Raw genomic sequence first — 16,082 nt, 5'->3', positions numbered from 1 at the left:
TATGGGCCTGATGCTGCAATCCTGCAAAGGCAGGAGCCCATCACCTGCCGTATCCGCCGGCCGAGCGAACAGATCAGCAGGCGTCAGACCGGTTTGCACTTGCGCCGCTGAGGCAACGCCAGAACAGGAGATGGCCCCCTGCCTTGCCAGGGGAAGCAGGACATTGTGTGATCAGCGCGTCGGGCAGGTGTTGATACCGACCAGCCGATAGAGCGGGCAAAAGCCGACGAGGCCGGTAAGCAGCGGCACGACGCCAATCCAGCCCCAGACGGTTTGCGGGCCGACAAAGACAAGGGCGATCAGGACGAGGCCGAGAATGACGCGCAGGGCGCGGTCGATGGTTCCTTCGTTGCGGGGCATGACTAAGGTCCTTTCCAACAGATGTTGACTGACCCTGCCTAGGCTTTGCCGATGCCCCTGTCGGTGACCAAGTCACATTTCATGCGATAAAATTTCGAGGGCTGCGCGATCCAGAATCTGCAACTGGCCGCGGGTCATGCTGACCAGCCCGTCGCGGGCAAAGCGACCGAGCTGGCGCGTTACGACGGCACGGCCAGAACCGGCCTCTGCCGCCAGCGATTCATGAGTCGCCTCGACGCGACCGGCAGGGTCGGCCAGCCTGAGCAACAGCCGGGCCAGTCGCGCTTCAAAGCCGGTCAGGGCGACATCCTCCACCAACTGTTCCAGATCGGCAAAGCGTTGGGCCACCGCCGCAAACAGCTGATTACGGAAGGCCGCGTCATCGGCCATCCGACGATCGAATTCCGGCGGCGGGATGATATCCGCCTCCAGATCGGTTTCGGCGATCCCTTCCGCCGAATAATGGCGATGGTCGACCAGGCAGCTGAACGTCTGCAGGCAGACATCCCCGGGACGGACGCGATAAAGGACGATTTCACGGCCGTTCTCAGCGGTGAGCACCACGCGGATCGACCCGGACCGGACCACGACATAGCCGCTGCAGGGATCGTCCGGCCGGAACATTATGGTGCCCGCGGGGACGCTGAGGGATGGCTGCGCCATGATGGTCAGACCTGGTGCACAGCCTTGGTCACGCAATAGCTGGCGAGACCTTCCTGGCCGCCTTCGCTGCCAAAGCCGGATTGTTTGACACCACCGAACGGTGCATCGGCCACCGAAATGCCAAAGCCATTGATGCCAACCATGCCGGCCTCCAGCGCATCCCCCAACAGATTCGCGCGGCGGCCATTTTCGGTGAAAGCAAAAGCGGCAAGGCCGAAGGGGGTGGAATTGGCGATGTGGATCGCCTCGTCAAAAGTTTCGAACGGGCGGGTGACGGCGACCGGGCCGAACGGTTCGACGCGCATGATGTCGGCAGCATCGGGGACACCAGCGAGCAGCGTTGGCCGATAGAAATTGCCGGGCCCATTTTCGCGAGCGCCGCCGACGGCAAGATTCGCGCCCTTGGCCACGGCATCTTCGACAAGGGCGGCAACCGCATCAGGGCGGCGGGCATTGGCGAGCGGACCCATTTTGGAAGCGGCATCAAGCCCGTTGCCGATGGTGACGCCGGCGGTTCGTTCGGCAAAGCCCCGAACGAAGGCATCGTGGACCGGCGCTTCGACGAGGAAGCGGGTCGGCGAGACGCACACCTGCCCGGCATTGCGGAATTTTTGCGGCACGACGAGATCGAGCGTCTTTTCAAGGTCACAATCGGCAAAGATCAGCACCGGGGCATGGCCGCCCAATTCCATCGTCGATTGGGTGACATTGTCGGCACACAGTCGCATCAGATGCTTGCCCACCACGGTCGAGCCGGTGAAGCTGATCTTGCGGATGGCCGGCGAGGCAATCAGCGTCGAGGAGATCATCGCCGGATCACCAAAGACCAGCTGGGCAACACCGGCCGGCAGGCCGGCATCGGCGAGGCAACGCATCAGCGCGGTGGTGCAGCCGGGCGTTTCCTCCGCCGGCTTGGCAATGACCGAACAGCCGACGGCGAGCGCGGCGGCGACCTTCTTTGCCATAAGGTAGAGCGGGAAGTTCCAGGGCGTGAACAACGCCACCGGTCCGACCGGTTGTTGCAGCACCATTGAGCGCGCCCCTGTTGGCCGGACGAGGGTCCGGCCATACATGCGGCGGGCTTCCTCCGCACACCATTCGAAGAGCTGGGCGCTGCCCACGACCTCGCTGCGGGATTCGGCGATGGGCTTGCCCTGCTCCATCGTCATCATCACGGCGATCTCTTCGGCGCGCTGTCGTAACAGCTCAGCGGTCTTGCGCAGGATGGTGGCGCGTGTGTCGACATCGGTGGCACGCCATAGCGGAAAGGCGCGTTCGGCGGCGGCAAGCGCGGCCGCAAGATCATCGGCGCTGGCCTTTGGCAGGTCGGCGATGGTCTGGGCAGTCGCGGGATTGAGTACCGGGAGGGCATCGCGCCCCTCACCCGATTGCCAGGCGCCGTCGATGAACAGGGCAAGATCGGCGGAATAGGCGGTGGTCATCGGGGAGTCACTCCTGTCAGCTTGTCGAGGCAACGGGCTTCACTTAGGCTGTCTCTACAAGAAAAGACGGTCCTTCGACAGGCTCAGGACGAATGGAGAGGGAAGATTTGATTATGGCCAACATGCGGATCATCACCGACGGATTGCGTTTTCCCGAAGGGCCGGTGGCAATGCCCGATGGCAGTGTCATCCTGACCGAAATCGAGCGCGGGCAGATCACCCGCGTCGCACCCGATGGCACCAAGAGCGTGGTGGCCAAGCCCGGTGGCGGGCCCAACGGCCTGGCGATGGGGCCGGACGGCAAGCTCTATTGTTGCAACAATGGCGGGTTCAACTGGAACGAGGCGGGCGGCTATCTGGCGCCACACGGCATTGCATCGGACTATTCGGGCGGGCGGATCGAGCGGATCGACATTGCCACGGGCGAGGTCGAGATCCTCTACAAAAGCGGTGATTTCGGCTGTACGTTGCGCGGACCGAACGACATCGTGTTCGACGAGCATGGCGGCTTCTGGTTCACCGACCATGGCAAGGTCGACTATGCGGCGCGGGCGCATGACATTGTGGGCATTTTCTATGCCAAGGCGGATGGCAGCTTCCTTGAAGAAGTGATCTTTCCGTCGAACAACCCCAATGGCGTCGGCCTGTCTCCTGACGGCAAGAGCCTTTATGCCGCCGAAACCTACACATGCCGGTTGATGAAATTCAACGTCATCGCGCCGGGCAAGGTGGATGATGCGGCGGGACCGGGCGGGCCGGGCATCCCGGTCTATCGTCCGGCAGGCTACAAATTCTTTGATTCGCTGGGGGTCGAGGAGTGCGGCAACATCTGTGTCGCGACGATCGGCGAATGCGGCATTTCGGTCATTTCTCCCGAAGGCGAACTGGTCGAATTTGTCGAAACCGACGATATCTTCACCACCAACATCTGTTGGGGCGGGCCTGACCGGAAGGCCGCCTATGTCACGCTGTCCGGCAGCGGGCGGCTGGCGGCGATCGACTGGGCCCGGCCGGGGCTGAAGCTGCAATACTGATTTTCACGGGGCAAAGAGGTGACAAGCCATGGCCGCAAGGCCATGGCGCACCGGCGGCAGACAGGCCCGCACGGAAGGACAAGCGCGCATGAGAGACCGGTTCAAGGCTGTGATTTTCGATTTCGGCGGGGTCATCACCTCCTCCCCGTTCGAGGCGTTCAACCGGTTGGAGGCGGAGCGGGGGCTGCCAAGGGATTTCATCCGCAGCGTCAATGCGGCCAATCCCGACGGCAATGCATGGGCTCTGTTCGAGCGGGCCGAGATCGACCCGGCGACATTCGACCGGATGTTTGCCGAGGAAGCCCAGGCGCTGGGCCATGCACTGGAAGGCAGCGCGGTGCTGGCGGTGCTGGCCGGGGCGGTGCGACCGGCGATGGTGACGGCACTCGACCGGCTCAAGGGCGATGGCTACCGCCTCGCCTGCATCACCAACAATGTGCCATCCGGCCATGGCGCGGGCATGGCACGGAGCCATGATGCACGCGACGAGCTGGAGCAGATTTTCGCCCGGTTCGAACATGTCATCGAATCGAGCAAGGCCGGCGTACGCAAGCCCGACCCGCGCATATACCTGATGATGTGCGAGACTCTGGGCCTGGAGCCAGCGCAATGCATCTATCTCGATGACCTGGGCATCAACTGCAAGCCGGCGTCACAACTGGGAATGCACGCAATCAAGGTAACCAGCGGCGAACAGGCGCTGGCCGACCTTGGCGCGGTGCTGGGGCTGACGCCGGGCTGGCCGCTGGATTGAAGCCGGCGACCGGCGGGGCGCATCAATGCGCGAGCAGCAAGGGCCGATTACCCGATTCGATGAAGAAGCGGGTGACGCCGCCGAACAGGGTTTCACGCAAGCGGCTGTGGCCATAGGCCCCAAGCACAAGCCAGTCACTGCCAAGCTCGGCAGCGGCATTGTCGAGAACCTCTTCGATGCTGAGTTGTTGCCGCTCACGTTCATGCAGCTCGGCATGAATGCCGTAATTCGACAGGTACCGGAGCGCCTGGGTTGAGGGGAATCCATCCGACTTTTCGGTGACCGTGACGACATCAACACGGGAAGCAAGGGCGAGCAGCGGAATGGCCGCGCGCAAGGCATTGGCGGATTCATGACCGCCGTCCCAGCAAACCATCACCTTTCCTTCGACAGGGAAACGGGCGGCGGCCGCTGGCAGTGCCAGCACCGGGCAACGAGCAGACACCGCAATGCCCCCGACCGGGGCGGCGGTGCCGGCACTTGTTTCCCCGGTGGCAGGCAGCGAAACGATGATCAGGTCAGCGAGCCGGGCCGAGCTGGTCAGACCGTCGACCAGTTCGCCCGAGCTGGTTTCAATGTTCCAGCTGACATCTTCATGCCCCAGCCGTTCGGCGAAACGATCAACCAGCTGGGCATCATGCGCCTGGGCGTCGGCAATGGCATCGGCCGAAAGGAAGACCCCGCCGAATGGGTCCATGGCGACAAAACGCTGTAGCGGCGTGTTGATGTGCAAGGTGACATGACCCTGCACGGCACGGCACAGATCAAGTGCGGACTGCAACCGTCCTTCATTGGCATTGTGTCCGTCGGCGTGAACGAGAATCGAGCGCATCTGTTTTCTCCTGCCAGAACCGGGCCTTTCGCTCCGGAATGACGGAAGAGTGCGCGAGATTTCAGCGGGTTCCCATGATTTGGATCAATCGGCCCCTTTTTTGACCTATTCACGCGCTTGGCTTTGGCAGGACAAAGTTGAATCGCCGTTCAACTTTCCTTGCGACATGGTCAGAGCCCGCCTATTGAAGATGCGATCATCCCCAACAGAGGGCCATGCCATGAAAAAGCTCTTCCCCGATGCCGCCGCCGCACTCGACGGTTTGCTGAAAGACGACATGCTGATCGCTGCCGGCGGTTTTGGCCTGTGCGGAATCCCCGAGCGGTTGATTGACGCGATTGTCGCCAGCGGGGTCAAGGGGCTGACCGTCGCCAGTAACAATGCCGGCATTGACGGGGAAGGCTTGGGCAAGTTGCTGCGCACCCGCCAAATCAAAAAGATGATCTCTTCCTATGTCGGCGAGAACAAGGAGTTCGAGCGGCAATATCTGGCAGGCGAGCTGGAAGTCGAATTCTGCCCGCAAGGGACGCTGGCCGAGCGGATGCGGGCAGGCGGCGCGGGCATTCCGGGTTTTTATACCAGGACCGGCGTCGGCACCCTGGTGGCCGACGGCAAGGAAGTGAAGCGGTTCGACGGACAGGATTATATCCTCGAACGCGGCATCTTTGCCGACCTCGCCATCGTCAAGGCGTGGCGGGCGGACGAGACCGGCAATTTGCAGTTCCGCAAGACCGCGCGCAATTTCAACCTGCCGGCGGCGACCTGTGGCAAGGTCTGCATTGTCGAAGTCGAGGAGATTGTGCCGGTCGGCAGCCTTGATCCCGACGCCATCCACCTGCCGGGTGTCTATGTGCAGCGCATGATTGTCGGCGCGCCCTATGACAAGAAGATCGAGTTCCGGACGACGCGGGAGAAGGTGCCAGCCTGATGCCTCGTTGGGCCGCCATCCTCTTGGCTGGCGCGGCGGCGCCATTGGTGTCGGGCTGTGTCGCGGCGGCCCTGCCGCTGGTCGCCGCCGGGGCGGTCGCACGCCAGGAAGTGACCCGCGAGAACAGGCCAACCGTCGAGGTGCTGCCCGACCCGCCGGCTGCCAGCGCAGGAACCGCGGCTGCGACATTGCCACTCCCGGCAGATACGTTGCCGCCACCGATCAGCGAGGCGCCTCCACCACCGATGGCCATGGGGACAGTCAGCGCCAGTCCGCTCGGCATGGCCGTGCCGTTGCCGCCAGCCGTCCCCTCCACCGTTGCAACAACCGCGCCAGCGGCCGCACACGCCAATGCGCTGCCCGGCGAAGCGGCGCCGATCGAGACGATGCTCGCCGAGATCCGCAACCGCTTGCCTGTCTATGCGCCGCGCGGCGACCAGCCCTATGACGACTTCATCCGCTTTGCGCTGCAACAGGCCGAGCGGCGCGAAGCGGGACAGATACAGGAAACCGTGATGCTGGCGGGTCCGCCGCTCAACGGCTTGATGCGGATGCTGCCATGCGGGTTTCTTCCCCCTGCCGTGATCATCGATCTGGACGATGGCACAGGCGCTGGCCTGAATCTGGCGACGGCGGATATGGCCAGCGGTGTGGTGGCCCCTGGCGGGCTGTCCGAAGGACTGGAACAACTGCGCCAGCGCGACATCGCCGTCATCTGGATGACCAGCCAGCCTTTTGACCGGTTCGATGCGATCGCCGGCATGCTGCGCAGCAGCGGTCTCGACAGGAGTGGCGCCGACACCATCGTGCTCACCCGCACTGTCAGTGAACGCAAGCAGGAACGGCGAAAGACCATAGCCGAGACCCACTGCATTCTGGCCATTGCCGGCGACCGCAAGGCCGATTTTGACGAATTATACGATTATCTGCGCAACCCCGACCTGCCGATCCAGAGCGACAGCATGATCGGCGCCGGATGGTTTCTTGCTCCCCAACCGCTGGCTGCGGCTGCCGCGCCAGTCTCCACCCAACCCTGAACAAGCCACAAGAGGTCATCATGCCCTGGACCCGAGACGAGATGGCCGCACGCGCGGCAAAGGAATTGCAGGACGGATATTACGTCAATCTGGGCATCGGTATCCCGACGCTGGTCGCCAATCATATTCCCGACGGTGTCGAAGTGACGTTACAGTCGGAAAATGGCATGTTGGGTATCGGCCCCTTTCCCTATGCGGGCGAAGAGGATGCCGACCTGATCAATGCTGGCAAGCAGACGATCAGCGAACTGCCGCAGAGCGCCTATTTCGACAGCGCCGCCAGCTTTGCGATGATCCGGGGCGGTCATATTGACCTGACCGTGCTGGGCGCGATGGAGGTCGCCGAAAATGGCGACATCGCCAACTGGATGGTGCCCGGCAAGATGATCAAGGGCATGGGCGGTGCGATGGACCTGGTGGCAGGGGTCAAGAAGATCATCGTCGTCATGGAGCATTGCGCCAAGGACGGCAGCCCCAAGTTCATCCCGGCGTGCACGTTGCCGCTGACCGGCAAGAATGTCGTCGACATGATCATCACCGATCTCGCCGTGTTCCAGCGGCCTGACCATGACAGCCCGTTCCGGCTGGTCGAGATCGCTCCCGGTGTGACCGCCGACGAAATCGCCGCCAAGACAACGGCGCATTATGTGACCTGAGTGCTTTCCCCGAGGGATGGCAAAGAGTGACAGGTCGTTTCGCTGTCACGGCTTCCCATATTGGCATAAGAGGCCCGCACAAAGCGATAGCCTGCAACCGAGGAGCCAAGCGATGACCAGCGCGATTGAAGCGATTCCCCTCCACACGATAAGCGGCGAGCCGGCCAGCCTTGCCGACCATGGCGGCAAGGTACGGCTGTTGGTCAATGTCGCGTCGAAATGCGGCCTGACGCCGCAATATGAGGCGCTGGAAAAGCTGCACGCAACCTATGCCGACAAGGGCTTTGCCGTTCTGGGCTTTCCCGCCAATGATTTTGGCGCGCAGGAGCCGGGCAGCAATGACGAGATTGCCGAATTCTGCCGGACGAACTTCTCGGTCAGCTTTCCGATGTTTTCCAAGATCGTCGTGACCGGCGAGGGCAAGCATCCGCTCTATGCCGCGCTGACCAGCGCAGTACCAGGCAAGACCGGCGATGCCGACGGCTTTCGCGAGCGGCTGCGCGGGTTTGGCATGACGCCGACCGCCGACCCCGAAGTGCTTTGGAATTTCGAGAAGTTTCTGATCGACCGCAACGGCGCCGTGGTGGCACGCTTTGCCCCGACGCTGGCGCCTGATGATGCGGCGATCGTCGCGGCTATCGAGGCCGAACTGGCGAAATAATCCGACCCGAGGAAAGGCAGGGACCATGCTCAGACTGATTACGGCCAACCGCAATTATTCGAGCTGGTCGCTGCGCCCGTGGGTGCTGATGAGGACGCTGGACATCCCCTTTGTCGATGACGTTCAGCCCTTTGCCGCGCCGGTCAATTATGACGCCTTTCGTGCCTTTTCCCCCACCGGCCAGGTGCCGGCGCTGATTGACGGCGAGCGGACGATCTGGGATTCGCTGGGTATCACCCTCTATCTCGCCGACCGCTATCCGGCGGTGTGGCCCGAGGCGGTCGATGCACGGGGCTGGGCAATGTGCGCGACGGCGGAGATGCATGCGGGATTCGCCGTCCTGCGCAATGCCTGCACGATGAATGTCGGCGTGCGGGTTGAACCCTATACCCCCGGCGCTGCGCTGGCCAAGGATATTGCCAGGCTGGCCGAATTGTGGGGCGAAGGCTTGTCGCGCTTTGGCGGCCCTTTCCTTGCCGGGGAGAGGTTCACAGCGGTGGATGCCTTTTTTGCTCCCGTCGCCTATCGGGTACGCACCTATGGGCTGGACGTCGGCCAAGCCGGACAGGCGTGGGTCGAAATGATGCTGGCCCTGCCCGCGATGCGGCAGTGGGAAGATGAAGCGCTGGCGGAAAGCTGGCGCGAGGACAGCCATGAGGCGGAACTGGCCGCGGCAGGGCGGATCATTGCCGATTATCGCAAGGCGTGAACCATGATAGGCTGCAGCCCGCGCACATTGCGCGGGGAGACCAGCCATGACCATCCTGACCAATGCCAAGGCCGTTACCTTCATCCTGACTGGCAACCGGGAGACCGCCAGGGCGTTTTACACTGGCACCCTTGGCCTCAATGAGGTGGGCGAGGACGAATATTCGGTGACCTATGACCTGGCCGGCACTGAAATGCGGCTGACCAGTATTGCCGATCATGTGGCTGGCCCGCACACTGTCATGGGTTGGGATGTGACTGACATTCGCACGGCCATCGCCGAACTGAAGGCCAAGGGCCTCACGTTCGAGATCTATGAAGGCTTTGGTCAGGATCCAGATGGCGTGTGGACCGACCCCGGCAGCGGCACGATGATCGCCTGGTTCAACGACCCCGAAGGCAACAACCTCAGCCTGAAGCAGGCGGGCGGCTGAGCGCGGCACTGACTGCGGCGGCAAAGACAGCGTCGCCATCTGCCGCGACGTTGAGGACCAGGGCTGGCCCGGTCAGCCAGCGTCCCGCAAGGTCGCCTTTCCCTGTTCCACCTGACGCCTGAGATCGGCCTTGAGCGCATCAGGCGAGCGGGCGAAGAGGAAACCGAAGCTGACCCCGCCTTCCTTGCTCTGGGTGGCGTGATGCAGCTTGTGCGCCTGCACCAGCCGCTTGGCATAGCCCGATTTCGGCACCCAACGGAAATAGCGTTGATGGACGAGGCCGTCATGCGCCAGCGTGTAGAGGATACCGTAAAAAAGGATGCCAAGGCCAATCCACGTCCCGGCCTCCCATGCGGCAGAGCCCATGATCATCGGGCTGCCGATGGCAAACATCGAGATGCTCATCGCGGCACCAACCAAGGCGTAAAGATCATTCTTTTCAAACATGCCGTCGTGCCGTTCATGATGATCGCGGTGCCAGCCCCAGCCCCAGCCATGCATGATATATTTGTGGCTGGACCAGGCCACGCCCTCCATCGCGGCAATGGTGACAAGGACAATCGCGATGATGCTGAGTATCGACATGCCGACAGCATAGCCGCTTTCGCCGCGCGGGGCCAGATTGACCGCAGACCGGACAGGCAGATTTGATCGCGAAAGAGCATCAACAGACGCTTGTTTTCGCTGACAAGCCTGCCTAGGCAATTTTCGCCATGACCCAAGCACAAACACTGTATCAAAAAATCTGGGACGCCCATGTCGTCTCGCGCCGTGACGACGGCACCTGCCTGATCTTCATTGACCGGCATCTGGTCCATGAAGTGACCAGCCCGCAGGCCTTTGCAGGTCTGAAGGCCAATGGCCGGAAGGTCCGCCGGCCCGATCTGACGCTGGCGGTGCCTGATCATAATCTGCCGACGACCGCGCGGATCGACGCGGCTGGCGCCCGCCTGCCGATAGCCGACCCGGAAAGCGCGGCACAGCTGGCAGCGCTGGAGACCAATGTCGCTGAATTCGGCGTGCCCTATATCGACGCGGTCGACGCGCGGCAGGGCATTGTCCATGTGGTTGGCCCCGAACAGGGATTCACCCTGCCCGGCCTGACGATGGTCTGTGGCGACAGCCACACGGCGGCTCATGGCGCGCTCGGCGCGCTGGCGTTTGGTATCGGCACCAGCGAGGTCGAGCATGTGCTGGGCACGCAGACCCTGTGGCTGACCCCGTCCAAGACGATGGAAGTGCGCGTCGATGGCGAATTGGGTCCGGGCGTCACCGCCAAGGACCTGATCCTCCACGTGATCGGCGCCATCGGTACCGCCGGCGGCACTGGCCATGTGATCGAATTTCGCGGCAGTACCATCGAGGCGCTGAGCATCGAAGGCAGGTTGACGGTCAGTAACATGGCGATCGAGGCGGGCGCCCGCGCCGGCCTGATCGCACCGGACGACAAGACCTTTGCCTATCTCAAGGGCCGGCCGCTGGCCCCCAAGGGGGAGGCGTGGGAAGCAGCCGTCGCCTATTGGCGCAGTCTGGTGACCGATGCCGGGGCGACATTCGACAAGAGCGTCCATTTCAACGCCGCCGATATCGCGCCAAGTGTGACCTGGGGCACGTCTCCCGAGGATGTCGTGCCCATCACCGGCGTGGTCCCGGCACCGGAGAGCTTTGCCGATGCGTCCAAGCAGGACGCGGCGCGCAAGAGCCTGGACTATATGGGCCTGACACCAGGCACGCCCATGCGTGAGGTCGAGGTACAGAACATCTTCATCGGCAGCTGCACCAACAGCCGCATCGAGGACCTGCGTGCCGCCGCCGCCGTGCTGAAAGGCAGGACCAAGGCCGCCAATGTGAAGTGGGCGATCGTCGTCCCCGGATCGGGCCTCGTCAAGCGGCAGGCCGAGGAAGAGGGGCTCGACCGCATCTTCATCGAGGCGGGGCTCGAATGGCGTGAGCCGGGCTGTTCGGCCTGTCTTGGCATGAACCCCGACAAGGTCCCGCCGGGCGAACGCAGCGCATCGACATCAAACCGCAACTTCGTAGGCCGGCAGGGCCCGGGGGCGCGGACGCATCTGGTTTCACCAGCCATGGCGGCAGCGGCGGCCGTGACCGGTCGGCTGACAGATGTGCGGGAGCTCAACTGATGAACAAGGTTTCCACCATCGCCGGTTCCGCCTACCCTTGGGGCCAGAAGAATGTCGATACCGACGTCATCATCTCGGCAGAATGGCTGAAGACAGTGAGCCGTGAGGGGCTGGGCAAGGGCGCGTTTGAGAGCGTGCGGGCACAGCCTGGCAATGTGTTTGACGACCCCGCCTATGCCGGATCGCCAATCCTGATTGCCGGTGACAATTTTGGCTGTGGATCGAGCCGTGAACATGCCGCCTGGGCGATCAATGACCTGGGCATCCGCGCGGTAATTGCGCCGAGCTTTTCGGACATATTCTCGGGCAACGCGTTCAAGAACGGCCTGCTGACCGTGGTGCTGCCGCAGGAGGCGGTCGACCGGCTGATCGAGGTGGCCAAAGAGCAGCCAATCACCATCGACCTGGAACATCAGGTGGTGACGACGCCGTTTCAGGACCGGTTTGAATTCGCCATCGATCCGTTCCGCAAGATGTGCCTGATGGAAGGTCTCGACGAGATCGGCCTTACGCTGGGCGAGGATGCGGCGATCAGCGGCTATGAGGCGCAGCGCGTAGCCGATCACCCTTGGCTGGTGCCGGCGGCGGAGTGACCTGGCACCCCGACTGACGGATATGGTGGTTGCATCCGCACGGTGAGTGGCGGACAAGGCGAATCTGTCAGACAGAACAGCCCTTCGACACGATCCGGGGGCATGGATTTGGGGAGTTGATGTTCATGAAAGCATTGTTGTCGACCGCAACGGGTGGACCCGAGACGCTGTCCATTGGTGAACTGCCCGATCCGGTCGCGGATGCAGGTGAAGTGGTGATCGACGTTGCCGCCTGCGCAATCAATTTTCCTGACACGCTGATCATTGTCGACAAATATCAGTTCAAGCCGGCTCGGCCCTTTGCGCCAGGCGGCGAAGTGGCGGGTATTGTCTCCGCCGTGGGCGAGGGCGTGACCCACCTCAAGGTCGGCGACCGGGTGATTGCCGGATGCGGCAATGGCGGGCTGGCCGAGAAGGTCAAGACACGGGCCAGCAACACCTATGTCCTACCGGACAGTATCAGCTTTGTCGAAGGATCGGCCATGCTGATGACCTATGGCACATCGATCCATGCGCTGAAGGACCGTGGTCACCTCAAGGCCGGGGAAACCTTGCTGGTGCTCGGCGCCGCGGGTGGCGTCGGCCTCGCCGCTGTTGAAATCGGCAAGGCAATGGGCGCGCGTGTTGTCGCCGCCGTGTCGTCGGAGGAAAAGGCCGCTGTGGCTCGCGAGGCAGGTGCGGATGATGTCGTCATCTATCCGCAGCAACCGTTCGACAAGGATCAGTCAAAGGCGTTGGCCGAAGCGTTCAAGGCCGCCGTTGGCCCCAATGGCGCGGACGTCATCTATGATGCGGTGGGGGGCGATTATTCCGAACCGGCGTTGCGCTCTATCGCATGGGAAGGACGGTTCCTGGTAGTCGGATTCCCGGCCGGCATTGCCCGCCTGCCGCTGAACCTGACACTGCTGAAAAGCTGTGACGTATGTGGCGTGTTCTGGGGTGCCTTCGTTGCCCGTGAACCCGAGCGCAACCGGGAAGAGGTGGCACAGCTGTTCACATGGTGGGAAGCAGGCCAGATCAAGCCGCGCGTTACCGGCACCTATCCGTTGGCGCGCGGTGGTGAGGCGATTGCCGCGCTGGGTGACCGCAAGGCGGTCGGCAAGTTGGTCGTGACCATCGGGGAATAAGGTCCCGTCATTGCGAGCGGAGCGAAGCAATCCAGGGCCAGCTTCGCGAACACTGGATTGCCGCTTCGCTGCGCTCCTCGCAATGACGACCTTTGCTCAGAAGCCGTGCCAGCTGACCACTTCGTCGAGCGGGGCGCGATCGACCGGGAAATTATTGACCGGCGCACTCCAATCGGCATGACCGATGGCGAGACCGGTGTAGAGGATTTGATCGTCCCCCAGCCCCAGCTGGTCACGCACGGTCTGGCCGAAATTGGCCCAGGCTTCCTGGGGGCAGGTATCAAGCCCGGCTTCGCGGCAGAGCAGCATCACTGATTGCAACCAGATACCCATGTCGGCCCATTGCGGCGGGCCCATGAAGCGCTGGCAATGGACAAAGAGCAGAACCGGCGCGCCGAACGCCTTGAAATTATTGGCCATCGCCATGGCACGGCCCATCTTGTCCTCACGCGCGATACCGAGCGATTCATACATGGCATAGGCAACGCCATAGCGGCGGGCCATCCACGGATCGGGCGTGGGATCGGGATAGATTTGATATTCGGGCTGTGACCCGGCTGCCCCCATTGCGAGGCGGGCACCGACGGCGGCAATCATCGCCGAGAGGGAGTCCCCGGTCAGCACGCTAACCTGCCAGGGTTGGACATTGCCGCCAGACGGCGCGCGCTGCGCGGTTTCGAGGATGGTGCGAAGCAGGGCCCGATCGACCGGCTGATCGGTGAAGGCGCGCACCGAGCGGCGGTCGCGCATGGCGGCAGTAACGGTGGTGGACGGGCCAGGCAGGCTCATTTCAATTCCTCATATTTGTTTTCACGGCGTTTCCCGAACAGGAGATCACGCTCCATCCGGGCTTTCAACTGACGATAATAGGCAGTGAGGAAGACCTGATCATCCACGCCATGCGCATGGCCGATCTTGGCGCGGATCGCATCGGACACGGCAATCATCGTTTGTGGATCGCGTTGCCGCAGGACCCGTTCCAGCTCTTGCAGTTCATATATGCCATAAACCGACAATTCGGCAGGCGTGAAGACAGGAGCGCCGGGGCTGGTTCCGACATGGGTTTCGGCCAGATCAACCGCCATTTTCTTGCGCTTGGCCATGACCACCCAGGTGCCACCGATAAGATCCCCCAGCCGCATGCGATCCTTGTTGAACAACAGGAAAAAGCCGAGGCCGAGAGTCCACATCATCCCAAAAACAGCGATCGCCTGGCTGATACTGTCTTCCGCCATCGACTGGGTAATGAAGGCCAGCGGCAGGAAAATCTCCCCTTCACGGACAAGGTTGCGCGCCATCACCGAGGGAACGGTGAGCCGTCCGCCATCACGTGCCACGACGCGGATTCCGACCGCGCGCTTGCCCGGTGTGGCGGCACGGGGACCGAGTTCGAACAGGACGAACCAGAAATTGCGCAACAGGAAAAACCCCAGCAACCAGATTATCGAGACAAAACCGGCACTGTCTTCGCCGCTGGACAGGCCCAGCACGCCAAGGATGATGCTGGCCATGATCAACACCGCCAGCATCAGCAAAAGGTCGAGGCACAGCGCCACCAGTCGCAGGCCGGCACTGGCGATTTCAAGACTGAGATCGACACCTTCCGGTGTGACGAAGTGCCGCACCTTGTCATGCCGGCGACGGCCGGCGCGGGCCGCCGCAGCAGCCGGGCTGTGTGCAGGGGCGTTCACGCCGGGCCAGCCTGTTGCGCGAGACGGTTGCGGGGGATGTAGAAATAGCTGAGCCAGAAGGCGAGAAGGGTGCCGCCAATCGCGAAACGCAGGGTCATCGACTGGATCAGCTGGCGCCCGAAGCCTTCAAGCAAGCCGGCGCACAACAGCATGATGATGACCCCGATCATCACCGCGCCGGTCGCCTTGCCCGCCTCTGCCGCCGCAGTCATCCGCGAACGGTGGCCGGGAAAGGCAAAGGCGCTGCCGATCTTGAGACCGGCGGCGCCGGACAGAATGGCCGCGTACAATTCTGTCGTGCCATGGATCGACAACCAGGCGGCGAAATCGAGGCCAAGTCCGGCCTGATGAAATACCGCCATCATCGAGCCAAGCGGCAGACCTTGATACATCAGCAGGAACATCGACGGCAGGCCAAAGGCAAAACCGAGCGCATAGGCGGTGATCGATACCTGGCTGTTGTGGGTGAACAGGGAGGCGGCGAAAATATGGAGGCCACCACCTTTTGGCTCGCCATACACAGTGTCGCGCAGGGTCGCGACACTGGCGCCGGGAACGCGGCCCTGGGCCATATCCTCGCCGACCAGCCGGTGGAACCATTCCGGGTCATGAGCAACCAGCGACCAGGAAACCGCCACCCCCAGAACGAGCAGCAGGGCAATCACCAGCGTTTCTTTCCACAAGGCGCGGACGGCGGCGGGCCAGCTGGTGCGGAAAAATTGGACGAACCGGTGGCTGCGCGATTCGCGGATGCCGTAGAGGAGAAAGTAGCCACGCATGGCGAGCGATTCGAGATAATCGATCAGCGCGACATCAAGGCTGGTCGAACGCGCCAGTGACAGCGACGACAGGGTGGCGCGATAATGGCGGGGCAGGGCCAAAAGATCATCATCGCTGAGGCGACGGATCGATCCACTTTCGAGACGCTGCACCAGCTGTTCGAACGCCTGCCAATCAGCTTCCCTTTCCCTGCGGAAAGCTGCGGTCGAATAAGCGATGGGGGCAGGATTGGCCATCAGTT

The 16,082-nt window shown here is 62.6% G+C and carries 19 protein-coding genes; 11 read left to right on the top strand and 8 right to left on the bottom strand.

Annotated features, from left to right (window positions below; translation table 11 throughout):
- Positions 1-171: 171 nt before the first annotated feature.
- From GV829_RS05735 to GV829_RS05725, 3 genes are all read right to left on the bottom strand, one after another.
- On the bottom strand, positions 172-360 hold the full coding sequence (locus GV829_RS05735) for a YgaP family membrane protein (protein WP_169944787.1): 189 nt from the start codon (positions 358-360) through the stop codon (positions 172-174).
- A gap of 72 nt (positions 361-432) precedes the next feature.
- Positions 433-1,023 carry a Crp/Fnr family transcriptional regulator gene (locus tag GV829_RS05730; protein ID WP_169944785.1) on the bottom strand — a complete coding sequence of 197 codons (591 nt, stop codon included), beginning with the start codon at positions 1,021-1,023 and terminating at the stop codon, positions 433-435.
- Between the two features lie 5 nt (positions 1,024-1,028).
- Positions 1,029-2,465 (bottom strand): NAD-dependent succinate-semialdehyde dehydrogenase, encoded by a 1,437-nt coding sequence (locus GV829_RS05725; RefSeq protein ID WP_169944783.1) that lies wholly within the window; start codon positions 2,463-2,465, stop codon positions 1,029-1,031.
- A 122-nt stretch (positions 2,466-2,587) separates the two neighbouring features.
- Here GV829_RS05725 and GV829_RS05720 point away from each other — a divergent pair, with 122 nt between their 5' ends.
- Together GV829_RS05720 and GV829_RS05715 are read left to right on the top strand one after the other, a co-directional pair.
- A complete protein-coding gene (locus GV829_RS05720; RefSeq protein ID WP_425505445.1) occupies positions 2,588-3,499 on the top strand; it encodes an SMP-30/gluconolactonase/LRE family protein in 912 nt (303 codons plus the stop codon).
- 88 nt (positions 3,500-3,587) lie between these two features.
- Positions 3,588-4,253, top strand: coding sequence for an HAD-IA family hydrolase (locus tag GV829_RS05715; protein WP_169944779.1), 666 nt, complete (start codon positions 3,588-3,590; stop codon positions 4,251-4,253).
- A gap of 22 nt (positions 4,254-4,275) precedes the next feature.
- Here the strand turns inward: GV829_RS05715 and GV829_RS05710 are convergent, their stop codons facing one another.
- Complete coding sequence (locus GV829_RS05710; protein ID WP_169944777.1) at positions 4,276-5,085, bottom strand: universal stress protein; 810 nt, start codon at positions 5,083-5,085, stop codon at positions 4,276-4,278.
- Between the two features lie 220 nt (positions 5,086-5,305).
- Between GV829_RS05710 and GV829_RS05705 the strand changes: the two genes are divergently transcribed.
- From GV829_RS05705 to GV829_RS05680, 6 genes are all read left to right on the top strand, one after another.
- Positions 5,306-6,013 carry a CoA transferase subunit A gene (locus GV829_RS05705; protein ID WP_169944775.1) on the top strand — a complete coding sequence of 236 codons (708 nt, stop codon included), beginning with the start codon at positions 5,306-5,308 and terminating at the stop codon, positions 6,011-6,013.
- Positions 6,013-7,050, top strand: coding sequence for a hypothetical protein (locus GV829_RS05700; RefSeq protein ID WP_169944773.1), 1,038 nt, complete (start codon positions 6,013-6,015; stop codon positions 7,048-7,050). The genes GV829_RS05705 and GV829_RS05700 overlap by 1 nt, the downstream gene beginning before the upstream one ends.
- Before the next feature lie 20 nt (positions 7,051-7,070).
- Positions 7,071-7,706: a CoA transferase subunit B gene (locus tag GV829_RS05695; protein WP_169944771.1), complete on the top strand. Its 636-nt coding sequence runs from the start codon at positions 7,071-7,073 to the stop codon at positions 7,704-7,706.
- Positions 7,707-7,818: 112 nt separating this feature from the next.
- Positions 7,819-8,367 carry a glutathione peroxidase gene (locus GV829_RS05690; RefSeq protein WP_169944769.1) on the top strand — a complete coding sequence of 183 codons (549 nt, stop codon included), beginning with the start codon at positions 7,819-7,821 and terminating at the stop codon, positions 8,365-8,367.
- Between the two features lie 25 nt (positions 8,368-8,392).
- Positions 8,393-9,076: a glutathione S-transferase family protein gene (locus GV829_RS05685; protein WP_169944767.1), complete on the top strand. Its 684-nt coding sequence runs from the start codon at positions 8,393-8,395 to the stop codon at positions 9,074-9,076.
- 46 nt (positions 9,077-9,122) lie between these two features.
- Entirely contained in the window at positions 9,123-9,509 is a 387-nt protein-coding gene (locus GV829_RS05680) for a VOC family protein (protein WP_169944765.1), read from the top strand.
- Positions 9,510-9,581: 72 nt separating this feature from the next.
- On the opposite strand, the gene GV829_RS05675 is transcribed toward GV829_RS05680, so the two are convergent.
- Positions 9,582-10,094 carry a sterol desaturase family protein gene (locus GV829_RS05675; RefSeq protein ID WP_169944763.1) on the bottom strand — a complete coding sequence of 171 codons (513 nt, stop codon included), beginning with the start codon at positions 10,092-10,094 and terminating at the stop codon, positions 9,582-9,584.
- Between the two features lie 128 nt (positions 10,095-10,222).
- On the opposite strand from GV829_RS05675, the gene leuC reads away from it, so the two are divergent.
- From leuC to GV829_RS05660, 3 genes are all read left to right on the top strand, one after another.
- Complete coding sequence (gene leuC, locus GV829_RS05670; RefSeq protein WP_169944760.1) at positions 10,223-11,650, top strand: 3-isopropylmalate dehydratase large subunit; 1,428 nt, start codon at positions 10,223-10,225, stop codon at positions 11,648-11,650.
- Positions 11,650-12,243, top strand: a complete 594-nt coding sequence (leuD, locus tag GV829_RS05665) for a 3-isopropylmalate dehydratase small subunit (RefSeq protein ID WP_169944758.1) — start codon at positions 11,650-11,652, stop codon at positions 12,241-12,243. The genes leuC and leuD overlap by 1 nt, the downstream gene beginning before the upstream one ends.
- 125 nt (positions 12,244-12,368) lie before the next feature.
- Complete coding sequence (locus GV829_RS05660) at positions 12,369-13,370, top strand: NADPH:quinone oxidoreductase family protein (protein WP_169944755.1); 1,002 nt, start codon at positions 12,369-12,371, stop codon at positions 13,368-13,370.
- A 96-nt stretch (positions 13,371-13,466) separates the two neighbouring features.
- Here GV829_RS05660 and GV829_RS05655 read toward each other — a convergent pair whose 3' ends face one another.
- Genes GV829_RS05655 through GV829_RS05645 form a run of 3 tightly spaced genes read right to left on the bottom strand, consistent with a single transcriptional unit; the run spans position 13,467 to position 16,077 of the window.
- On the bottom strand, positions 13,467-14,159 hold the full coding sequence (locus tag GV829_RS05655) for a nitroreductase (RefSeq protein ID WP_169944753.1): 693 nt from the start codon (positions 14,157-14,159) through the stop codon (positions 13,467-13,469).
- On the bottom strand, positions 14,156-15,061 hold the full coding sequence (locus GV829_RS05650) for an RDD family protein (protein ID WP_169944751.1): 906 nt from the start codon (positions 15,059-15,061) through the stop codon (positions 14,156-14,158). Before GV829_RS05650 ends, GV829_RS05655 begins: the two co-directional genes overlap by 4 nt.
- Positions 15,058-16,077: a stage II sporulation protein M gene (locus GV829_RS05645; RefSeq protein ID WP_169944749.1), complete on the bottom strand. Its 1,020-nt coding sequence runs from the start codon at positions 16,075-16,077 to the stop codon at positions 15,058-15,060. The genes GV829_RS05650 and GV829_RS05645 overlap by 4 nt, the downstream gene beginning before the upstream one ends.
- Positions 16,078-16,082 lie beyond the last annotated feature (5 nt).

Source organism: Sphingomonas lacunae, from assembly GCF_012979535.1.
Lineage (GTDB): Bacteria > Pseudomonadota > Alphaproteobacteria > Sphingomonadales > Sphingomonadaceae > Sphingopyxis > Sphingopyxis lacunae.
This window is presented reverse-complemented; position numbering and strand designations above follow the sequence as displayed.